Below are 19,488 nucleotides of genomic sequence, written 5' to 3'. Positions count from 1 at the left end.
GGTTCGGCCCCCTCAGAACTGGAAATAGATGAACTCGTAATTGGCGTCGTCGCCGATGCGCAGCAGCACCGCCACGAGGAGCACCGCGAAGGCGATCGCCAGGGCCGGCCGCGGCGGCAGGCGATGGACCGCGGCCCAAGCGGTCGGGCCGACGAGCGCCACCAGCATGGCGGGCGCGAAGGCCCGCCACTTGAAGCCGTGGCCGGACGGCGCGAAGCCGAACAGCCCCTTGAACACGGCCAACGCCGCCTCGAAGCTGGTGGCGCGGAACAGCACCCAGGTCAGGGCGACGAAAGCGAAGGTCAGCGCCCAGCCGAGGAGAGCCGGCATCCGCAGGCCGGCTCTTCGCCACAGGGTGACGATTCCGAGGCCCGCCCCGTGCGCCGCCCCCCAGGCGACGAAGGTGAGGCCGGCGCCGTGCCACAACCCGCCGAGCGTCATGGTGGCGAACGAGGCGGCGACCTGGACGCTCAAGCCCCGGCGGTTGCCGCCGAACGGGATGTAGAGGTAGTCGCGCAGGAAGCGCGACAAGGTCATGTGCCAGCGCCGCCAGAAGTCCCGCAGCGAGGTGGCGCGGTAGGGCACGTCGAAGTTCTGCGGCAGCACGATCCCGAACAGCAGCGCGAGGCCGAGCGCCATGTCGGTATAGCCCGAGAAGTCGAAATAGATCTGGAACGTGAAAGCGAGCGTGCCCTGCCAGGCCTCCGCGACGCTCACCACCTTGCCGGCGGCGGCCGCCTCGAAGACCGGGTTGGCATAGGCCGCGAGCGGATCGCCGAGGAAGACCTTCTTGGCCAACCCGATGCACAGCAGCATCAGGCCGCGACCGAAGCGCTCGGCGGCGTCCGGCCTTGCATAGGGTTTCTCGTCGAACTGGTGGAGGATCTCGCTCCAGCGCACCAGCGGCCCGGCGAGCACCTGCGGGAAGAACGCGATGTAGAGGGCGTAGCGCGTGAGATTCATCTGCGGCGCCCGGCCGGCGCGCAGGTCGGTCAGGTACATCACGTGATGGAAGGTGAAGAACGAGATGCCGAGCGGGAGCGCCAGGCTCGGCCTGCTTAAGTCGTGGAGCCCCGGCAGGAGTGCCGCGAGGCCGGCAAGGAACCCCGCATACTTGAACAGGGCCAGCACCGCGAGGTTCGCCGCGATGGCGAGCGGGACCAGGAGCGCGGCGCGGCTTTGCCCGAACCAGCGCGCGACGAGCCAGTTCAGCCCGATCGAGGCCATGAGCAGCGGCACGAAGCGCGGATCCCACCAGCCGTAGAAGACGAGCGAGAGCAAGACCAGCAGCGGCAGCCGCCAGCCCGGCCGGTGCAGGGCCACGAGCGCGTGGAGGACGAGGGCGACCGGCAGGAAGCCGAGGAGGAACGGGAAGGAGTTGAACAGCATCGCGGCCGGGGTGACGCGGGTCGTGCGGCCACATCAAGGCCGCAGGTCTTCAAGCGGGCGCCGTTGTGGGAGATCGGGGTGTGGGCGTCAACGGCCGCCAGCCCCCTCGACCTGCTGCGCCCCTCACTTCCCCGCCATCTCGATCTTTGCCAGTTCCACCTGCGCCCGCAGCTCGATATGGGCGAGGAGGTCGTCGAGGCGGGGATCGCCGGTGCTGCCGTTGCGCTCCGCGAGGCGGGCGGCGATGGCCTTCAGGTCGCTCACGGCGACCCGGCCGCCGAGGAGCGCGGCCTTGAGGCGGTCGAGGGCGTCGAGGAGGTCGTGGCCGCGCTTCGTCGCCCGGCGGCGGCGGTCGGCGGCGATCTCGTCCTGGCCCTGGAGGGTCAGGATGGCGCTCAGGCTGGCGAGCGGCATCGCGCTGCCGGCGCTCACCGGCCCGCGGGCGCCCTCCAGCCCGAGGGTGAACACGCCGCCTGCCGGCAGGGTGCGCGAACCGGCTCCCGACAGGGGAGCGGCCGCGAGGCGTGTGTCGACGCGCATGAGGTCTGGGTCCGGGTCACAGGTTTCACTGTTCGCACCCCAAACCTCGCCCGGGTATGGTGAATGCGCCGTAAACGAGGCGGCAGATCTTGCCGCCGGGACGAAATCGACCGGGTCCGGATCGGCCGCCGGCGCGGGGTGCGGGAAACGGATCGGTAACCTTACCAGAGGCTTACGCCGATCTCGGGCACTGGCACGGTCCTGGCAATTCGGTTCCTCGAGTTTCGGGACCCCGCCATGCGCCTTCGCCTCCTCGTCCTTGCCTTCCTGGCTCTCCTCCCCCTGGCCCTCGTGGCCGCGCAGCCCGCCCTCGCCCTGTCGCGGGTGAAGGACCTCGCCAGCGTCGAGGGCATGCGGATCAACCAGCTCGTCGGCTACGGCATCGTCGTCGGCCTCAACGGCACCGGCGACACGCTGAACAACGCGCCCTTCACCAAGCAATCGGTGCAGGCGATGCTGGAGCGGCTCGGGGTCAATACCCGCGGCGCCACCATGCGGACCGCCAACCTCGCCGCCGTGATGGTGACGGCTAACCTCCCCCCCTTCGCGGCGCAAGGGACGCGGATCGACGTGACGGTGTCGTCGCTCGGCGACGCCAAGTCGCTCCAGGGCGGCACGCTGCTCGTCACCACGCTGCTCGCCGCCGACGGCGAGGCCTATGCGGTGGCGCAAGGCTCGCTCGCCATCGCGGGCTTCCAGGCCGAGGGCGACGCGGCCAAGATCACCCGCGGCGTGCCGACCAACGGGCGCATCGCCAACGGGGCGGTGATCGAGCGCGAGATCGCCTTCAAGCTCAACGAGCAGAAGTGCCTGCGCCTGTCGCTGCGCAACCCCGACTTCACCACCTCGAAGCGGATCGCCGCGGCGATCAACGACTTCATGGGCGCCGACACCGCCGAGCCGACCGACCCCTCTACCGTCACCCTGCAGGTGCCGCCGCGCTACCAGGGCAACATGATCCGGCTGCTGACCGAGGTCGAGCAGCTGAAGGTCGAGCCCGACCAGGCGGCCCGGGTGGTGGTCGACGAGCGCTCCGGCATCATCGTGATGGGCCGCGACGTGCGGGTCTCCACCGTGGCGGTGGCGCAGGGCAACCTCACCGTCACCATCACCGAGCAGCCGCAGGTGAGCCAGCCGGCGCCGTTCTCCAACGGCGAGACCGTGGTGGTGCCGCGCACCGCGCTGAAGGTCGATGCCGGCGAGAAGAACAAGCTCGCCCTGGTCAAGGAGGGCGTCACCCTGCGCGAACTGGTCGACGGGCTCAACGCGCTCGGCATCGGCCCGCGCGACCTGATCTCGATCCTCCAGGCGATCAAGGCCGCCGGCGCGCTCCAGGCCGACATCGAAGTGATGTGACGCGAGCCACCTCTTTCCCTTCCTCACAGCCCGAGGTCCGTCCGATGTTCCCCCTCGCTTCCCTCGCGGCCTCCGCCGGCCTGGCGGTCGGCCAGGCCCTGGCCGGTGCGGTCTCGCCCAGCCCGGCGCCGTCGGCCGACACGCTCAAGATGCAGAAGACCGCCAAGGACTTCGAGTCGATGTTCCTGGAGCAGAGCCTCGACGTGCTCAACCGCTCGGAGGGCACCGACGGGCCGCTCGGCCAGAACGGCACCGGCGGCGGCGTCTACCGCTCGATGCTCAACAAGGAATACGCCCAGTCGATCGTGCAGAGCGGCGGCATCGGCATCGGCGACCAGGTGATGCGCGAGATGATCCGCCTCCAGGGAGGAGCCCATGGCTGAGACCGCCCGTCCCGCCCCGGTCACCAACACTCAGGTCACCGACGCCGCGGCCGCCGAGCGCCTGGTCGCCGAGACGCTGACCACGATGCGCGAGCTGGAGATCCTGCTCGGGCGCGAGAGCGACCATATCCGGGTCGGGCGCCTCGCCGAGGGCCTGGCCGAGGCGCCGCAGAAGACCGCGCTCGCCGGCGCCTATCTCCGGGGCCTCCAGGCGGTGAAGGCGAATGCCGTGGCGCTGGCCCGCTTCGCCCCCGAGGGCATCGCGAGCTTGCGCGAGGCGCATGGCCGGTTCTCGGAGGTCGTGGCGGCCAACCAGGCGGTGCTGGCCACCGCCCGGTCGGTCTCGGAAGGGCTGCTGCGCAACCTCTCGACGGAGCTGACCCGCAGCACCGAGCCGAAGGGCTACGGCACACGGCCCGCCCCCTCCCCTTACGGACACCGCCGCAGCGCGCCCCTGGTGCTGTCGCGTAGCCTGTGACGGTTCAGTGGCTGGTGCCGAGGCGGATATAGGCCCGGGCCGGGCCGTACCCGGTCTCCGTCCGGGTATCGATCGCGACCCGGCCGGAGCCGCTGACCACGCCGCGCGCCGCCCCGTCGAGCCCGGCCCCCGGGCGGGCGGGAACCGGCGTGCCCGCCTCGGCCCGCACCCGGCCGCTGATCCGCGTGCAGGGACCTCCGGGGGTGAAGCGGAGGAAGCCGGGGCCTTCGTGCGGGCAGGTCTCGGGCGCCTTGGCGATGGGAAGATCGCGGATGTCGAGCGCGTGGGCCGGCAAAATCGTGAAGGCAGCCGCGAAGAGACCGGCCGCCGCCAGGATCATCGATGTCGTGCGCATGCTCCCGCCCTCCCGTTCGAGGTGGAGAGAAGCATGGTGCGGGCTGGTTCGCCAGGGCGTGGGGGGCACAGGGGGCGGCGCGCCGTTCCTCTCCTCACGGTCGGCACGGCTGTTCGGGAAAGGAAAAGGCGCGGGCTTCCCCTCTCCCCGCGGGCGGGGAGAGGCCTGAGCTCCGAAGGGGCTCAGGGAGCGTCGAACCGCAGGTTCGCCGCGAGGGTGAGGGGGTGATGCCGGAGGAGTCTCGCTCGTCGACACCCCCCTCACCCTCGCTGCGGCTGCGCCTCCGCTTGCTGTATTCCCTGAACGGGAACACAGCCCTCTCCCCGCCCGCGGGGAGAGGGGAAACCCGCGCCATTTTCGTCCTGAGCAGACCTGCATCTGCGAGGAAAGGGAAGATCTCGCGTCTCTTCTTGTGCGGGTTGATCTTATGACGCCTCACCCCACGCAAAGCCCGAAAATCTCCTCCGCCTGCCTCACTGTCATCTTCCGCGCCGCTGGGCTGGCGATGATCGTGCGGTCGTTGGCGCTGGCGGGGTCGAAATCCTTGGCGGCGATGCCGGCATAGAGGCCCGGCACGGCGCGCAGCGCCATCTCGCGCACCCGGTCGCGGGGCAGCTGCTCGGGGGTGAAGCGGGTGGGAAAGCCGATATCGGCGTAGAGCGCCCGGATCGCCTCGGCGCAAGATGCGATCATCTCCTGGCGCGACAGGCCCGCGGTCTCGACCTCCAGGGCCTCGGCCAGCGGACGCACCTTGGCCGGCAGCACCGCGAGGTTGAACGTCACGACGTGCGGCAGCAGCACCCCGACGCCGTAGGGGTGGGGCAGGTCGAGATGGCCCTCGAGCGGCAGCGACAGGGCGTGGCCGTGGCCGAGGCGGGCATTGCCGCAGGCGATGTTGGCCATGCAGGAGGCGACCAGGTTGTCCTCGCGGGCGCGGTCGTCGTCCGAGTTGATCGAGGCGCGCAAGGAGGCGGCCTGGAGCCGCACGGCCGCGAGCGCCACCGCGTCGGTGAGCGGCGAGGCAATGCCGCTCAAATAGGCCTCGACGCCGTGGGTCAGGGCGTCGACGGCGGGCAGCGCCGCCACGTGCATCGGCAGCGAGCGCAAGGTCACGGGATCGAGGATCGCCGCGTCGGGGAAGCTGAGCGGCCCGCCGCCCAGGAGCTTGAGGTGGCGCACCTCGTCCTTGACGATGGTCCATTGCGACACCTCCGAGCCGGAGCCGGCGGTGGTCGGCACCATGATCATCGGCAGCGCCTTGCGGTCGAACTGCCCGACCCCGGTGCATTCCGCCATGGGCTTACGGTTCGTCGCCACGATGGCGATGCCCTTGCCGGTGCACATCACCGAGCCGCCGCCGATGCACACGACGCCGTCGAGCCCATCGCGGCGCACCCGCTCGCCCTGGTCGTCGATGTGCGAGCAGCGCGCGTCGATCCCGCACTCGTCGAAGCGCGAGACCGCGATTCCCGCCTCCGTGAGGGCCGCCAGCGCCTCGGCATGGAAGCCCTGCGCCGAGATCACCGGATCGGACACGACCAGCACCCGGGTCATCTTCAGCTCGCGGGCGAGCGTGCCGATGGTGGCGAGGGCGCCGTTCCCCGCGACGATCCGGGTCGGCATGTAGAAGCTGGTGATCATGGGCGCAATTCCTCGGGGAGCGGGGCACCTGTGATGTCGGGCCCTCGCGATCGTGCCGGCGGTGTCGCCCGGTCGCGGGCGCGCCGTCCAATACAAAGATCGGGCACGAGCCATAGCCGACGACGATGGCGGGGCGCCGCAGCCCGGGGGTCCTCGCCCTGCCATATCGGGAAACGATGGCGGGGCGATGCGCAAACTATTGGACGGCGATGGGATCGGGGCGCGATAGAACGACCATCATCGAACATCGCTCCGACGCCCCTCGCCGGGCGCCAGAAGGGCGGTGCCGCCCATCGAGGAAACGCCCCATGTCCCGCAAGGTCATGTCCCACACGTCCCCGACGCGACGCCTCGCCGTCGCCGGCCTGCTCGCCGCGACGCTCACGGCCCCATCGATCACCCCTGCGCTGGCCGCCGAGACGCCGCTTCGCATCGGCGTGATCGAGGATCTGTCGGGGATGTATTCCGGCAATGGCGGGCCGAACATGGTACTCGCCGCCACGATGGCCGCCGAGGATGTCGGCGGCAAGGTGCTGGGCCGACCGATCGAGGTGATCGGCGTCGATCACCAGAACAAGCCCGATATCGGGTCGGGCCTCGCCCGCCAGCTCGTCGACCAGCGCGGCGTCACCGCCTTCGTCCTCGGCGGCGCCAGCTCGGTGGGCTTGGGCGTCCAGGCCTATGCCAAGGAGCGCAGGATCACCACGATGGTGACCGGCGGCTACGCCTCGCAATTCTCCGGCCCCGGCTGCTCGCCCTACGGCACGCAATGGGTGCCCTCGACGGGCGAGCTCGCCAACGCGGTGGCGGGCGCCGTGGTGCAGGGCGGCGGCAAGAAGTGGACTTTCATCACCGCCGATTACGTGTTCGGCCATGGCCTCGCGGCGGATGCCGGCAAGGCGGTGAAGGCGGCGGGCGGCACGGTGGTCGGCGAGATCCGCCATCCGCTCGGGGCCACCGATCTCTCCTCGCAGCTGATCCAGGCGCAATCATCGGGCGCCGACGTGATCGGGCTCGCCAATGCCGGGCCGGACCTCGTCAACACCATCAAGCAGGCGCGGGAATTCGGCATCACCTCGAAGGTGGTGGCGATGCTGGTCTTCACCAACAACACCGTGGCGCTCGGCCTCGACGCGGCGCAAGGGATCCGCATGGCGGTGAACTTCTACTGGGACGCCAACGAGGCCAGCCGCGCCTGGGCCAGGCGCCTGATGGCCCGCAACGGCAACGTGGTGCCGACCATGGGCCACGCCGCCGCCTATTCCTCGGTGCGCCACTACCTGCGCGCCGTCGAGAAGGCCGGCACCGACGACGCGGCCGCCGTCAACAAGGCGATGAAGGAATTGCCGATCGACGACGGCTTCTACGGCAAGCCGCGCATCCAGGCGAACGGCCGGGTGGTGATGGACATGATGCTGGTCGAGGTGAAGAGCCCGAAGGAGTCGAAGAGCAAGGCCGATCTCTACCGCGTCATCGAGACGATCCCGGGCGACACGCTGTTCACCCCGGCCGACAAGAGCGGCTGCCCCCTGACCACCGCCGGCTGATCGGAGCCTTTCGCGATGAAGCTCTACGCCAACCCGACCTCGCCCTTCGTGCGCATCGTCCGCATGGCGCTGATCGAGAAGGGCCTGAACGAGGCCACCGACACCACCTTCGTCGATGCCTGGGCCGACGACCCGGCCTTCCTCGACGCCAACCCGGCCGGCCGCGTGCCGACTTTGGTCACCGACGACGGCGCCCGGCTGACGGAAGCGCTGCTGATCCTCGCCCATCTCGACGCGGTCGGCACGACGCCGGCGGTGGTGGCGGGCGGGCCGAAGGCGCTCTCGGCGGCAGGACTGGCGATCGGGGTGTTCGATGCCGCGGTGGCGGTGATCATCGGCCGCAAGTCGGCGCCGGATTTCGATGCCGGTCTCGTCGGCACCAAGCGCTTCCGCACCATGCGGGAGGGCCTGCGGCGCCTCGATGCGGTCTTCGACGGGGTCCGGGAGCCGTTCGGTCTGCCGGCGATCGCCGCGATCACCGCCCTCGACTACCTGGTCTTCCGCTTCCCCGATCACGAATGGCGCGAGCTGTGCCCGAACGTCGCGGCCTTCCGCGATGCGCAAGCGGATCGTCCGTCGGTGCGGGACACCGTGCCGCGCGGATAAGCCCTCTTCTCTCTTGCCCCATGCGGTCCCCCCGAACCTCCGCTATCGTTAGGCTCTCGGACGATGTTCCGGCAGCCGCCGCGAGGGCCGGGGATCGGGGGGATACCGGCGCGATGGAGCTTCGCCACCTTCGCTACTTCGTCGCCGTGGCCGACGATCTCAGCATCACCCGGGCGGCGGAGCGGCTGAACATCGCGCAGCCGGCGTTGAGCCACCAGATCAAGAGCCTCGAGACCGAGATCGGCACCGCCCTGCTCCAGCGCCTGTCGCGCGGGGTGGCGCTGACCGAGCCGGGCCGCGCCTTCGCGGAGGATGCCCGCGCGGTGCTCGTCGCGGTCGAGGCCGCCACGACCCGAGCCCGGCGCATCGCGACCGGCGATGTCGGCCGGATCCGCATCGGCTTCACCTCCTCGGCCTCGTTCCACCCCCTGGTGACCGGGGCGATCCGCGACTACCGCAGCGCCCATCCGGACGTGCAGGTCGAGCTGCTGGAAGAGACGACCGCGAGCCTCATCGCCGCCTTCCGGGCCGGCCGGGTCGACGTTGCCTTCATGCGCCCGGACGAGGGCGAGGTCGACGATCTGTGGGCCCGCCACCTGTTCGACGAGCCGATGGTGGTGGCGCTCCCGGCGACGCATCGCCTGGCCGCCGGAACCGGTCCCGTCGGTCTGGCGGACCTCTCCAACGAAGGTTTCATCGTCTATCCGCGCCGCAACGGACGGGCGCTCTACGATGGCATCATGGCGGCCTGCGCGGCGGCCGGGTTCTCGCCCCACATCGCCCAGAACGCGCCGCAGCTCGCCTCGGTGGTCAATCTCGTCGCCACCGGCATCGCGCTCGCCATCGTGCCGCGCTCGATGGCGCGGCTGGCGACCGAGGGCGTCCGCTATCGGGAGATCGCCGGTCCGGCCCCGGTCGCGCCGATGACCCTGGTGCGCCAGCCGGCGCCGGAGATGCCGCATCCGCGGATTTTTACCGATCTGGTGCTGGCGCGGGTGCGGGGTGAGGAGTGAGCCGGTTCTCTTGATCTATTCGTAGATCAGTCAAGCGCGGGATCTCTTTTGCAGGCGATCCGGGACTTGCCCTGTATCACCATCCCAACCCTCGACCTCATCCTGAGGTGCGACCGCAGGGAGCCTCGAAGGAGGGCTCCGGAAGTCTGTGTGATCCCTGGAGCCCTCCTTCGAGGTCAGCCGATCGACGATCGGCTAACGCCTCAGGATGAGGTCGTGGGTGGGATGAAGGATCGTGACGAGAAGTGGCACCTCTTCCAACAAATTCCCCTCACGCCCCCAACCGCCCGATGATGTGATCCGCCACCCGCAGCGAATTCGCGATGATGGTCAGCGTCGGGTTCACGGCGCCGATCGACGGGAAGAAGCTCGCATCGGTGACGTAGAGGTTGTCGAGCTCGTGCGCCTTGCAGTCGAGGTCGAGGACCGATGTCGTGGGATCGGGGCCGAAGCGGAGCGTGCCGGCCTGGTGGGCGGTGCCGCCGATCGGCACGTCCTTGCCGAGATAGAGTGAGCGGTCGAACAGGTGCGGGTGGATGTCGAGCTTGGAGCAGAGGTCGCGCAGCTTGGCCTTCAACCGGTGCAGGGCCTCCTCGTTGGTCTGCGTCAGGTCGAGCCGCACCTTTCCACTGTCGTAGAAGATGCGGTTCTGCGGGATCGGCAGGTCCTCGGTGGTGAGCCAGAAATCGAGGGAATGCTTGGCGAGCCAGTCGAACGGCTTTTCCGGAAACCATTGCAGGAAGCCCGGCAGCCCCTCGCCGTGGATCTGCACCCCGTCCGACTTGCCGACCATCTGGATGTGGCCCAGCGGAAACTCCCAGTCGTCGGCGCCGAAATAGAAGTCGTTGAGGCCGAGCGTCTTCTGGAATTTGGTCGGGTTCGGGGTGCGGGAGATCGCCAGCACCGTCGAATTGTTGTGCCGCATGTAGTTGCGGCCCACTTGCCCTGAGCGGTTGGCCAGCCCCTGCGGATGGGCATCGTTGCTTGAGCGCAACAGGAGCAGCGCCGAGGAGAGCGCGCCGCAGGCCACCACCACGATGTCGCCGGTGAAGACCTCGGTCGCCTCGCCGCGTTTCACCTCGACGCCGGTGACCGTCCGGCCGGCCGGATCGGTGAGGAGCCGGTCGACGTAAGCGTTGGTCATCAGCGTGAGGTTGTCGTGCGCCGCCAAAGCCGGGTCGACGCAGGTCACCTGCGAATCGGCCTTGCCGTTGGTGATGCAGGGATAGCCGTCGAAGGCATCGCAGCGGATGCAGGCCGAGTGCGGGAGCGGCTTGCCGTTCCGTTCCTCCAGCCGCACGCCGACCGGCAGGTGGAACGGGTGGTGCCCCTCGCGCTTGAGGCCGTCGAACAGCTCCTGGATCCGCGGTTCGTGGGTGACCGGCGGGTAGGCGTAGGGCTTTTTCGACGGCGGCTCGGTCGGGTCCTCGCCGCGCAGGCCGTGGACGTAATAGAGTTCCTCCGCCGCCTGGTAATAGGGCTCGAATACGTCGTACTTCACCGGCCATTCCGGCGAGATGCCGTCCGGGTGGCGGATCTCATAAAAATCCTTTTCACGAAGACGGAACAGGACCGAGCCGTAGACCTTGCTGTTGCCGCCGACGAAATAGTGCAGGCCGGGATGGAAGCTCGACCCGTCGGCGCCGTACCAGGTCTCCGGCGCCTGGTAGCGGGCGTCGACGAAGACCGCCTGGCTGTCCCAGTTCTCCCGCTCCCGCGGCAGGTAATCGCCGCGCTCGAGCAGCAGGATGCGCTTGCCGGTCTGGGCCAGCCGCCAGGCCATGGTGCCGCCGCCGGGCCCCGAGCCGACGATGACGACGTCGTAGTGCCGGTTCTCGCTCATCGGCGGGGTCCCCTCCTCTGCGAAAAAGCCGCGGGATGACGTAAGGCGCCTCGCCCGTGCGAGGCGGATATGGCGGGGCTGGCGCGAACGTCGACCCGCTCCAGTTAGGTTTTTGCAGCGCGAAACAGGGCAGCGGGGTCACGGGCGGATGGCAAGTTTCAGCATCGCGGTCGCGTTCGGGGTCAGGCTCCTCCTGGTGATGCTCTTCCTGCCGTTCAGCGCGCTCGACAAGATCCTGAACTTCCGCGGGGCGGTGGGCCAGGCGAAACAGGCGGTGCACGCCACCGCTCCGGCGACGGCGCTGATCCTCGCCGGCCTGTTCGTCGAGATCGTGATGTCGCTCGGCATCCTCACGGGCATCGCCGACCGCCTCGCCGCGTTCATCCTCGCCGGCTATTGCGGCGTCACCGCGCTGCTGTGGAAGCAGTTCTGGAAGCCGGGCGATTTCTGGTCCGGCGGCAAGGGACGCGAGCTTTTCTGGGACTTCTGGAAGAACCTCGCGCTCGCCGGCGGGTTTCTGCTCGTCACCTTCGGCACCGGGGCGAGCACCGTGGAGAGCTTCGTCTCACACCCCTTCGCCTCGTCGAAGCCCTACAGAATCAGCGAGACCGCCCGATGAGCGATCAGAAGCCGACCGTTCCCTACTGGCACCTCTGGGCCGACGAGGACGGGGTGAGCCACCAGACCCTTTGCGCCTTCACCGAGTTCGAGGAGAAATCGATGTCGCCGCCGGCCCCGCCGCAATGGCAGGGCCAGAAGACCCATGACGGCGCCACCGTGTTCGTGACCGTGCAGCCGGTCGGCTGGACCGGCGACTGGCACCCGAACCCGAAGCCGCAATGGATCATCCCGCTCTCGGGCCGCTGGTTCGTCGAATCGATGGACGGCACGCGGGTCGAGATGGGACCGGGCGAGATCTCGTTCGGCGAGGACCAGAACGTCCGCGAGGTCGACGGCAAGAAGGGCCACCGCTCCGGCACGATCGGGAACGAGCCCGCCGTGCTGATGATCGTCCAGTACGACAAGCCCCCGACCACGGGCGCGGCCTGCCGGTTCCGGTGACGCCATGGACGGGTTCGAGATCCACGACGAGCGCTTCAAGCACTACATCCTGGGCAACGCGCCGCTGGAAGAACTCGGCTCCGGCTTCCGCTGGATCGAGGGGCCGGTCTGGATGGGCGATGCCGATTGCCTGCTGTTCCAGGACCTGCCGCGCAACCGCACCATGCGGTGGATCGAGGGCGCGGGCTTCTCGGTCTACCGGGAGCCGTCGAACTACGCCAACGGCCAGACCCGCGACCGGGAGGGAAGGCTGATCGCCTGCTCGCATCGCGGCCGCTGCCTCTATCGCACCGAGTACGATGGAACGGTCACCACGCTGGTCGAGCGCCATGCCGGCAAGCGGTTGAATTCGCCGAACGACGTGGTGGTGAAGTCGGACGGGACGATCTGGTTCAGCGATCCGGTCTACGGCATCTCGAACGACTACGAGGGCGGGCGCCAACACTCGGAGCAGCCGCCGGCCCTCTACCGCTTCGATCCGCGGACGAACGAGATCCAGGTGATGGCGGGTGATTTCGACGGGCCGAACGGCCTCGCCTTCTCGCCCGACGAGCGCCGGCTCTACGTCGCCGAGACCGGCGACCAGTCGAAGCCGAACCCGCGCCAGTACATCCGCGTCTTCGACGTCGCGCCCGACGGGGCATTGTCGGGCGGCGACGTCTTCCACACGATCTCGCCCGGCTATTGTGACGGGATGCGGGTCGACGAGGACGGCAACGTCTGGTCGAGCGCGGCGGACGGGGTCCACTGCATCAGCCCCGAGGGCAAGCTGATGGGCAAGATCCTGGTGCCGCACCGGGTCTCGAACATCACCTTCGGGGGCCCGACCAAGAACCGGCTGTTCATCGGCGGCTCGCACACGCTGTACGCGATCTTCCTCGACCGGCGCGGGGTACAGACGCCGTGAGCGCGCTCCGCCTCGCCCGCATCGCCCTGAACTCGGTCGATCCGGGGCGCCTGGCGGCGTTCTACCGTGGGGCTCTGGGCTTCACCGACGGCGCGGCGCCGCCGGCCGCGGATTTTGCCGCCGTGGCCGGCCTGCCTGGGGCGCGGGCGCAGACCGTCCCGTTACGCCTCGGCGACCAGCCCCTCGATCTCGTGGCGGTGACCCCCTCCGGCCGGCCCTCTCCGGGCGAGGTGCCGGGTTACAGCCCGCTGTTCCAGCACTGCGCCATCATCGTCTCCGACATGGCGGCGGCGCATCGTCGCCTGTCGGCGCATCCGGGCTGGCGACCGATCTCGACCGACGGTCCGGTGCGGCTGCCCGTCTCGTCCGGCGGCGTGACGGCGTTCAAGTTCCGCGATCCCGAGGGACATCCCCTCGAATTGCTCGCCTTTCCGCCGGAGGCCATGCCCGAGGCCTGGCGCGGGCGCGAGACCGGCGACCCCTGCCTCGGCCTCGACCATTCGGCGATCTCGGTCACCGACACCGCCCGCAGCGTCGCCTTCTACGAATCCCTCGGGCTGCGGGTGGTGTCGCGCTCGCTCAATACCGGGCCGGAACAGGCTCGCCTCGACGCAGTCGCCGACCCTGTGGTCGAGGTGACGGGCCTCGGGTTCCCGGACGGGCGGCCGCCCCATGTCGAATTGCTGTGCTACCGCGGTGACTTTTCTCGGTCGGCCTCGGACCTCGCGCCCGGCGATATTGCGGCGACCCGGCTGGTGATCGCAATGAGCAATGGCGACGGCGTGGCGGCGGCCTGCGCCGCTCATGCCGGGCGGCTCGTGTCGCGGGGGCCGGTCCCGCGGCCCGGCGGCGGCCTAGACGCGCTGCTGCGCGACCCGGACGGGCATCTCGTGTGGCTGATGGCGGGTGACACGACTTCCGACTGATCGGTTGTGAAATCAATGAAGTGCGGGAGCCCCTCTCCCGTGTGGGAGAGGGGAGATGCGCTACGCCTCTATTGAACAGATCAAGTATTGAACAGATCGAGCGGAAGCCGTGTAATAGGGAGCGGTCGTCACCTCGGGGACCCTCACGGCTCCTCCCCCCGCCTCTCCCCCCTGGGCGCCTCCGCGCCGATCGATTGGCGCCACTCCGCGAGGAAGCGGGCGCGCTTGGCCCGGTCCTGCACCGCGAGCAGCACCGGGCCGACGGTGATCGGCCGGAAGGCGCCGGCGGCGGCGAGGCTCGGCGGGCCGTCGACGCCCTCCGGCAGCGGGCCGGTGCGGTGGAAGAAGAAGGCCTGCTCGTGCGAGATCCGCTGGCCGCGCTCGGACAGGAGGTAATCGACGAAGGCGAAGGCGTCCCCCACAGCCCGGGCGGTGACCGGCACCAGGACGGCGCGGCTGAGGACCAGGGTGTAGTCCCGCGGCACCACCAGGCCGAGGCGGGCGCCGCGCCGGATCGCCCCGTAGACGTAGGAGCCGAGGAGGTTGTAGCCGATGACGATGCGCCCCGCCTGGAGATCGGCGATCAGGTCGCCGGTGCAGCAGCGCACCTGGAGGTTCGCTCGCCCGAACGCCTCGACGAGGCGGCCATAGGTGGCCGCCGCGCGGGCGTCGTAGACCGCGAACAGGTAGCCGATGCCCGACAATGTGATGTCGTAGGAGCCGATCCGCCCGGCGTAAGCATCGGGCTTGCGTCGCAGCAGGTCGACGAGCTCGACCCGGCTGTGGGGAAGATCCTCGCGCGGCACCAGATCCGGCCGGTAGGCGATCACCGCCGGCTCGGTGGTGAAGCCGAACACCTCGTCGCGCCAGGCGGCCCAATCGGGCTGGCGGCCGGTCTCGATCGAGCGGTGGGATCGGGCGCAGCCATCGTTGGCGAGCTTGATCAGGTGGTCGACCGAGGAGGAGATCACCACGTCGGCCGCGTAGTCGGACGCGCCCCGCCCGGCGGCGCAGGCCGCCGCCACCTCGCCGAACAGGTCCGCCGTGATGTATTCGTGGTAGACGACGGTCACGTCGGGATAGAGCAATTGGTAGTCGCGGATCAGCGGCGCCATCGCGTCGAGGTCGGCGGCGGACCGGATCGTCAGCGTCGTGCGCTCGTGCTCGCTCGCCGGGAAGCGGGTCATCTCCTCGGCGGCGGCCGGGCCCGAGAGGCCGATAACGAGGGCGAGGGCGAGGCGGATCATGCCCGCCCCTCCCCGTCCGGCAGAGACAGGATCACGCAGAACCCCTTGTCTGAATGCGCCTCGAAGCGCATCTCGCCGCCATGGGCCGCCGCCACCTCGGCGGCGATCGACAGGCCGAGGCCGGACCCGACCGTGCCGCCGGTGGCGGCCTGGAACGGCTGGCGCACCCGGGTCCAGTCGATCGCCGGAATGCCCGGCCCGTCATCCTCCACCGCCAGCACCACCCGCCCGCGCTCGCGCCCGACCCGCACCGTGAGCCGGCTCCTCGCGCCGTGCTTGAGGGCATTGTGGATCAGGTTCGACAGGGCCTCGCGCAGCGCGATGGCGTCGGCGGGAATCGTCACGGCGTCCTCCGGCCCCTCATAGCCGAAATCGATTGTCCGGCCGACATCGACCGCCCGGTCGCCGGCCTGCTGCACCGCGTCGATCAGGGTACGGCGGGCGAGCCCCGCCACGTCGACCGGATCGAAGGCGGCCGTGCGGGCGCGGTGGATCACCATCGCGTGGTTCAGGAGCTGGTTGGTCAGATGCCCCAGCTCGGCGGTGCGCCGGCGGATGCGGGCGAGCTGCTCGCGCCGGCGCCCCTCGTCGGTCTCGCTCGACAGGAGGTCGAGCTGGGCGGCGAGCGCGGTCAGCGGCGTGCGGATCTGGTGCGCGGCGTCCGCAATGAACCGCTTCATCACTGCGACGTGGCCCGAGAGGCGCCCCATGAAATGGTCGATCGAGGCGACGAGCAGGTGGATTTCCTGCGGCGCGGCGAGCCCGAGCGGCTGGAGGTCGTTGGGCCCGCGGGCCGCCAGCACGCCCTCGATGGCGCCGAGCGGCCGCAAGGCGGCGCGCACCGCCACCGCGACGGCGCCGAGCGCCAGCGCGCTCATCGCCAGCACCATCAGGCTCGCCTTGACGGTGAGCGCGCGGGTGAGCTGGCTGCGCGCCTCGCGGGTCTGGGCCACCACCACGGCGGCGAAGCCCGCCTGCGTCGCGTCCGGCACGTAGCGCCCCGCCACCACCGCCCGCACCGCCTGGCCGCGATGCTCCCCGTCGAGGAGGATCGGGCCGGCGCCGAGATGCTGGCGATCGACCGGGATGGCGAGATCGGCATCGCCGGTGAGCAGCCGGTCGCCAGGATCGACGACCTTGTAGAAGATCCGGTCGCGGGGGCTGAGCGCCAGCGTCTCGAAGGCCGAGAACGGCGGATCGACCGAGATCGTCCGCCCGTCGCTGGCGATCGATTCCGCGATCTGGAGCGCCGCACCGACGAGGAGCCGGTCATAGGCCTCGTCCGCGGCGAGCCGCGCCGAGGCCCAGGCGGCGACGAGCAGCAGGCCGGCGCCCATGGCGAGGACCAGGGCCAGCACCGTGACGAGGCGGGAGAACAGCGAGACGGTGCGGGGGATCACGGTCGAGGATCCGATAGTCTACGTCTCGTCCCACCCCCGGCCTCATCCTGAGGTGCGAGCGAAGCGAGCCTCGAAGGAGGGCTCCAGTGAACTCGGAGACTTCTGGAGCCCTCCTTCGAGGTCAGTCGATCTGCGATCGCCAACACCTCAGGATGAGGTCGCCGATGGGAGGGCGACATCGGCGGCTCCATCGTCGTCGACATCACTCCTGGCACACCACCTGATACCCAAGCCCCCGAAGCGTGCGGATCTCGGCCTGCGCCCCGGCGGCGGTGAGCTTGCGGCGCAGGCGCGCCACGATCTGCTCGACGGCGTTCTCGCTCGATTCCTCCTCGAAGGCGAAGACCCGCTCCAGGAGCTCCCCCTTGGCGAAGATGCGCCCCGGCCGCGCCGCCAGGATCTCGATCAGGGTCCATTCCCGGCGCGTCAGGTCCAGGGTCTCGCCCGCCACGCTGGCGTTGCGCGCCTCCCGGTCGAGGCGCAGGTTGCCCAGCGTCAGCGCGTTGTCGGCATGCCCGCTGTTGCGGCGTAGCAGCGCCCGCACCCTGGCCTCCAGTTCGCGGAAGTCGAACGGCTTCACCAGGTAGTCGTCGGCTCCGAGATCGAGCGCACCGACCCGGTCGTCGACCTCCGATCGGGCAGTGAGCACCAGGACCGGCACCGGACCCCGGCGCGCCCGCAGGCGCTTGAGGATCGCGAAGCCGTCGAGCCCCGGCAGGTTCACGTCGAGGACCACGAGGTCGTAGGCCTGGACGGCGAGCAGCGCATCGCCGGCCGCCCCGTCGGTTTCCCAATCGACCGCGTGGCCGAGCCCGCGCAGCCGCGCGGCGATGGCCTCGCCCACGTCCCGCGTGTCCTCGACGAGCAGGATACGCACGAAAATTCCTCTTCGATCATCACCCGGCATTATCTGTCAGGTCGGCGACAGGTTCGAAGGCTACCCAACCCCCAACGCCGGGCCAAGCACCTTCAAGGAAAGAATCACCTTCAAGGACAAGAGCTTCGGTCCGCAGACGACGAAACGGGGAGGACACGCCATGAACGCACGCCCGACCATCATCCCTGAGCCGCTGCTCCAGGTCCAGGGTGTCACGCTCCAGTACAAGACGACCGATCATCTGGTCACCGCGACCTACCGGGTCGATTTCGAGGTGATGCCGGGCGACCGCTACATCCTGCTCGGGCCGTCGGGTTGCGGCAAGTCGACCCTGCTCAAGGCGATCGGCGGCTACATGACTCCGGTCGAGGGCGAGATCAAGCTCAAGGGCCGCAAGGTCACCGAGCCCGGCCCCGACCGGATGATGGTGTTTCAGGAGTTCGACCAGCTCCTGCCCTGGAAGACCGTCAGGCAGAACGTCGCCTTCGCGCTCACCGCGAGCGGCCGCGCGACCGGCGCGGAAGCCGATGACCGGGCGATGTCGTACATCGAGAAGGTGGGCCTCGCGAAGTTCGCCGATTCCTTCCCCCACATGCTGTCGGGCGGCATGAAGCAGCGCGTGGCGATCGCCCGCGGCATGGCGATGGAGCCCGACATCCTGCTGATGGACGAGCCCTTCGCGGCCCTCGACGCCCTCACCCGCCGCAAGATGCAGGACGAGCTGTTGCGCCTGTGGGAGGACACCCGCTTCACGGTGCTGTTCGTCACCCACTCGATCGAGGAGGCGATCAAGGTCGGCACCCGCATCCTGCTGCTCTCGCCCCATCCGGGCCAGGTCAAGGCGGAGCTGAACAGCCTGCCGGCCTCGGAACTGGGCACCGCCGCGCAGGGCGCCCTGGAGACCCGCATCAACGACATGCTGTTCGCCTGACAACGAGACATTCCGGGAGATACGCCGTGACCGCCACCCTCGCCCCCCTCTCGACATCTCTGGCCCCGCGGCCCGAGATCGTCCGCGAGACCTCCGCCGCCGGTGCGATCAGCGTCGAGCAGCGCCTGTCCTTCGCCGAGCTCGCCTATCGCCAGAGCTGGCTGCGCAAGGCCGTCGTGCTCGCCGCCCTCGCGGTGGTCTGGGAAATCTATGGCCGCTGGCTCGACAACCCGCTCCTGTTCCCGACCTTCTCGGCGACCGTCGAGGCCTTCGTCTCCTCGGTCCTGAGCGGCGAGATCCCCGCCAAGGCGCTGATCTCGCTCCAGACGCTGGCCATCGGCTACGGCATCGGCATCGGGCTCGCGGCCCTGCTGACCACGCTCGCCATCGGCTCGCGGATCGGCACCGACCTGCTCGAGACGCTGACCGCGATGTTCAATCCCCTGCCGGCCATCGCGCTCCTGCCGCTGGCGCTGATCTGGTTCGGCCTCGGCCAGGGCAGCGTGGTCTTCGTCCTCGTCCACTCGGTCTTGTGGGCCATCGCCCTCAACACCCATGCGGGCTTCCGCTCGGTCTCGAACACCCTCAAGATGGTCGGGCTGAACTACGGCCTGCGCAACCTGAGCCTGGTGCGGGCGATCCTGATCCCGGCGGCCTTCCCGTCGATCCTCACCGGCCTCAAGGTCGGCTGGGCCTTCGCCTGGCGCACGCTGATCGCCGCGGAACTGGTCTTCGGCGTCTCCTCGGGTTCGGGCGGGCTCGGCTGGTACATCTTCGAGAACCGCAACGCGCTCGAGACCACCAACGTCTTCGCCGGCCTGTTCACCGTCATCATGATCGGCCTCTTCGTCGAGAACGTGATCTTCGCCAACATCGAGAAGAAGACGATCCGCCGCTGGGGCATGCAGCACTAAGAAAAAAAGACCCCGCGCCCCTGGATCGCGCACGGTCCCGGGGGCATGAACGACGAAAACGGGAGGATCCCCC

The 19,488-nt window shown here is 69.6% G+C and carries 20 protein-coding genes; 12 read left to right on the top strand and 8 right to left on the bottom strand.

Going from position 1 to position 19,488, the window contains the following annotated elements; translation table 11 throughout:
• Positions 1-12: 12 nt before the first annotated feature.
• Both HBB12_RS04960 and HBB12_RS04955 read right to left on the bottom strand, forming a co-directional pair.
• The gene (locus HBB12_RS04960; protein ID WP_236988338.1) at positions 13-1,389 is read right to left on the bottom strand and encodes an MBOAT family O-acyltransferase; all 1,377 of its coding nucleotides are present in this window, start codon (positions 1,387-1,389) and stop codon (positions 13-15) included.
• Between the two features lie 123 nt (positions 1,390-1,512).
• Positions 1,513-1,929, bottom strand: a complete 417-nt coding sequence (locus tag HBB12_RS04955; RefSeq protein ID WP_236988337.1) for a flagellar assembly protein FliX — start codon at positions 1,927-1,929, stop codon at positions 1,513-1,515.
• Between the two features lie 237 nt (positions 1,930-2,166).
• Here HBB12_RS04955 and HBB12_RS04950 point away from each other — a divergent pair, with 237 nt between their 5' ends.
• From HBB12_RS04950 to HBB12_RS04940, 3 genes are read left to right on the top strand one after another with little or no spacing between them, the layout of a single operon-like run.
• On the top strand, positions 2,167-3,285 hold the full coding sequence (locus HBB12_RS04950; protein ID WP_236988336.1) for a flagellar basal body P-ring protein FlgI: 1,119 nt from the start codon (positions 2,167-2,169) through the stop codon (positions 3,283-3,285).
• A gap of 44 nt (positions 3,286-3,329) precedes the next feature.
• Positions 3,330-3,668, top strand: coding sequence for a rod-binding protein (locus HBB12_RS04945; RefSeq protein ID WP_236988335.1), 339 nt, complete (start codon positions 3,330-3,332; stop codon positions 3,666-3,668).
• A complete protein-coding gene (locus HBB12_RS04940) occupies positions 3,661-4,146 on the top strand; it encodes a hypothetical protein (protein ID WP_236988334.1) in 486 nt (161 codons plus the stop codon). The genes HBB12_RS04945 and HBB12_RS04940 overlap by 8 nt, the downstream gene beginning before the upstream one ends.
• 4 nt (positions 4,147-4,150) lie before the next feature.
• Here the strand turns inward: HBB12_RS04940 and HBB12_RS04935 are convergent, their stop codons facing one another.
• Complete coding sequence (locus tag HBB12_RS04935) at positions 4,151-4,501, bottom strand: porin family protein (protein WP_236988333.1); 351 nt, start codon at positions 4,499-4,501, stop codon at positions 4,151-4,153.
• Positions 4,502-4,936: 435 nt separating this feature from the next.
• A complete protein-coding gene (locus HBB12_RS04930; protein ID WP_236988332.1) occupies positions 4,937-6,142 on the bottom strand; it encodes an iron-containing alcohol dehydrogenase in 1,206 nt (401 codons plus the stop codon).
• A 308-nt stretch (positions 6,143-6,450) separates the two neighbouring features.
• Between HBB12_RS04930 and HBB12_RS04925 the strand changes: the two genes are divergently transcribed.
• From HBB12_RS04925 to HBB12_RS04915, 3 genes are all read left to right on the top strand, one after another.
• Complete coding sequence (locus HBB12_RS04925; RefSeq protein WP_236988331.1) at positions 6,451-7,689, top strand: ABC transporter substrate-binding protein; 1,239 nt, start codon at positions 6,451-6,453, stop codon at positions 7,687-7,689.
• Between the two features lie 15 nt (positions 7,690-7,704).
• Entirely contained in the window at positions 7,705-8,295 is a 591-nt protein-coding gene (locus HBB12_RS04920; RefSeq protein ID WP_236988330.1) for a glutathione S-transferase family protein, read from the top strand.
• A 113-nt stretch (positions 8,296-8,408) separates the two neighbouring features.
• Positions 8,409-9,308, top strand: a complete 900-nt coding sequence (locus tag HBB12_RS04915; protein WP_236988329.1) for a LysR family transcriptional regulator — start codon at positions 8,409-8,411, stop codon at positions 9,306-9,308.
• A 271-nt stretch (positions 9,309-9,579) separates the two neighbouring features.
• On the opposite strand, the gene HBB12_RS04910 is transcribed toward HBB12_RS04915, so the two are convergent.
• Positions 9,580-11,151 (bottom strand): GMC oxidoreductase, encoded by a 1,572-nt coding sequence (locus tag HBB12_RS04910; protein ID WP_236988328.1) that lies wholly within the window; start codon positions 11,149-11,151, stop codon positions 9,580-9,582.
• A 148-nt stretch (positions 11,152-11,299) separates the two neighbouring features.
• Here HBB12_RS04910 and HBB12_RS04905 point away from each other — a divergent pair, with 148 nt between their 5' ends.
• From HBB12_RS04905 to HBB12_RS04890, 4 genes are read left to right on the top strand one after another with little or no spacing between them, the layout of a single operon-like run.
• Positions 11,300-11,770, top strand: coding sequence for a DoxX family protein (locus HBB12_RS04905; RefSeq protein ID WP_236988327.1), 471 nt, complete (start codon positions 11,300-11,302; stop codon positions 11,768-11,770).
• Positions 11,767-12,213 carry a cupin domain-containing protein gene (locus HBB12_RS04900; RefSeq protein ID WP_236988326.1) on the top strand — a complete coding sequence of 149 codons (447 nt, stop codon included), beginning with the start codon at positions 11,767-11,769 and terminating at the stop codon, positions 12,211-12,213. Before HBB12_RS04905 ends, HBB12_RS04900 begins: the two co-directional genes overlap by 4 nt.
• A gap of 4 nt (positions 12,214-12,217) precedes the next feature.
• Positions 12,218-13,120: an SMP-30/gluconolactonase/LRE family protein gene (locus HBB12_RS04895; RefSeq protein WP_236988325.1), complete on the top strand. Its 903-nt coding sequence runs from the start codon at positions 12,218-12,220 to the stop codon at positions 13,118-13,120.
• Positions 13,117-14,046, top strand: a complete 930-nt coding sequence (locus HBB12_RS04890) for a VOC family protein (RefSeq protein ID WP_236988324.1) — start codon at positions 13,117-13,119, stop codon at positions 14,044-14,046. Before HBB12_RS04895 ends, HBB12_RS04890 begins: the two co-directional genes overlap by 4 nt.
• Positions 14,047-14,189: 143 nt before the next feature.
• Here HBB12_RS04890 and HBB12_RS04885 read toward each other — a convergent pair whose 3' ends face one another.
• The 3 genes from HBB12_RS04885 to HBB12_RS04875 form a co-directional block, all read right to left on the bottom strand.
• On the bottom strand, positions 14,190-15,293 hold the full coding sequence (locus HBB12_RS04885) for an ABC transporter substrate-binding protein (protein WP_236988323.1): 1,104 nt from the start codon (positions 15,291-15,293) through the stop codon (positions 14,190-14,192).
• Positions 15,290-16,693 carry a sensor histidine kinase gene (locus HBB12_RS04880; protein ID WP_236988322.1) on the bottom strand — a complete coding sequence of 468 codons (1,404 nt, stop codon included), beginning with the start codon at positions 16,691-16,693 and terminating at the stop codon, positions 15,290-15,292. The genes HBB12_RS04885 and HBB12_RS04880 overlap by 4 nt, the downstream gene beginning before the upstream one ends.
• 202 nt (positions 16,694-16,895) lie before the next feature.
• On the bottom strand, positions 16,896-17,570 hold the full coding sequence (locus HBB12_RS04875) for a response regulator transcription factor (protein ID WP_236988321.1): 675 nt from the start codon (positions 17,568-17,570) through the stop codon (positions 16,896-16,898).
• 160 nt (positions 17,571-17,730) lie between these two features.
• Between HBB12_RS04875 and HBB12_RS04870 the strand changes: the two genes are divergently transcribed.
• Both HBB12_RS04870 and HBB12_RS04865 read left to right on the top strand, forming a co-directional pair.
• Positions 17,731-18,501, top strand: a complete 771-nt coding sequence (locus HBB12_RS04870; RefSeq protein ID WP_109960103.1) for an ABC transporter ATP-binding protein — start codon at positions 17,731-17,733, stop codon at positions 18,499-18,501.
• Positions 18,502-18,560: 59 nt separating this feature from the next.
• Positions 18,561-19,415 (top strand): ABC transporter permease, encoded by an 855-nt coding sequence (locus HBB12_RS04865; protein ID WP_442919343.1) that lies wholly within the window; start codon positions 18,561-18,563, stop codon positions 19,413-19,415.
• Positions 19,416-19,488: the final 73 nt, after the last annotated feature.

Origin of the sequence: Methylobacterium sp. SyP6R, assembly GCF_019216885.1 — a bacterium.
In the GTDB taxonomy this organism is placed as follows: domain Bacteria; phylum Pseudomonadota; class Alphaproteobacteria; order Rhizobiales; family Beijerinckiaceae; genus Methylobacterium.
The sequence above is the reverse complement of the archived record's forward strand: the minus strand, read 5'-3'. Positions and strand labels throughout refer to the sequence as shown.

Excerpts from the sequence above, each read along its gene's own strand:
- HBB12_RS04960 (WP_236988338.1), bottom strand. The coding sequence starts at position 1,389 with ATGCTGTTCAACTCCTTCCCGTTCCTCCTCGGCTTCCTGCCGGTCGCC.
- HBB12_RS04900 (WP_236988326.1), top strand. The coding sequence starts at position 11,767 with ATGAGCGATCAGAAGCCGACCGTTCCCTACTGGCACCTCTGGGCCGAC.
- HBB12_RS04945 (WP_236988335.1), top strand. The coding sequence starts at position 3,330 with ATGTTCCCCCTCGCTTCCCTCGCGGCCTCCGCCGGCCTGGCGGTCGGC.
- HBB12_RS04930 (WP_236988332.1), bottom strand. The coding sequence starts at position 6,142 with ATGATCACCAGCTTCTACATGCCGACCCGGATCGTCGCGGGGAACGGC.
- HBB12_RS04955 (WP_236988337.1), bottom strand. The coding sequence starts at position 1,929 with ATGCGCGTCGACACACGCCTCGCGGCCGCTCCCCTGTCGGGAGCCGGT.
- HBB12_RS04895 (WP_236988325.1), top strand. The coding sequence starts at position 12,218 with ATGGACGGGTTCGAGATCCACGACGAGCGCTTCAAGCACTACATCCTG.
- HBB12_RS04870 (WP_109960103.1), top strand. The coding sequence starts at position 17,731 with ATGAACGCACGCCCGACCATCATCCCTGAGCCGCTGCTCCAGGTCCAG.
- HBB12_RS04925 (WP_236988331.1), top strand. The coding sequence starts at position 6,451 with ATGTCCCGCAAGGTCATGTCCCACACGTCCCCGACGCGACGCCTCGCC.
- HBB12_RS04885 (WP_236988323.1), bottom strand. The coding sequence starts at position 15,293 with ATGATCCGCCTCGCCCTCGCCCTCGTTATCGGCCTCTCGGGCCCGGCC.
- HBB12_RS04950 (WP_236988336.1), top strand. The coding sequence starts at position 2,167 with ATGCGCCTTCGCCTCCTCGTCCTTGCCTTCCTGGCTCTCCTCCCCCTG.
- HBB12_RS04935 (WP_236988333.1), bottom strand. The coding sequence starts at position 4,501 with ATGCGCACGACATCGATGATCCTGGCGGCGGCCGGTCTCTTCGCGGCT.
- HBB12_RS04905 (WP_236988327.1), top strand. The coding sequence starts at position 11,300 with ATGGCAAGTTTCAGCATCGCGGTCGCGTTCGGGGTCAGGCTCCTCCTG.
- HBB12_RS04915 (WP_236988329.1), top strand. The coding sequence starts at position 8,409 with ATGGAGCTTCGCCACCTTCGCTACTTCGTCGCCGTGGCCGACGATCTC.
- HBB12_RS04920 (WP_236988330.1), top strand. The coding sequence starts at position 7,705 with ATGAAGCTCTACGCCAACCCGACCTCGCCCTTCGTGCGCATCGTCCGC.
- HBB12_RS04940 (WP_236988334.1), top strand. The coding sequence starts at position 3,661 with ATGGCTGAGACCGCCCGTCCCGCCCCGGTCACCAACACTCAGGTCACC.
- HBB12_RS04910 (WP_236988328.1), bottom strand. The coding sequence starts at position 11,151 with ATGAGCGAGAACCGGCACTACGACGTCGTCATCGTCGGCTCGGGGCCC.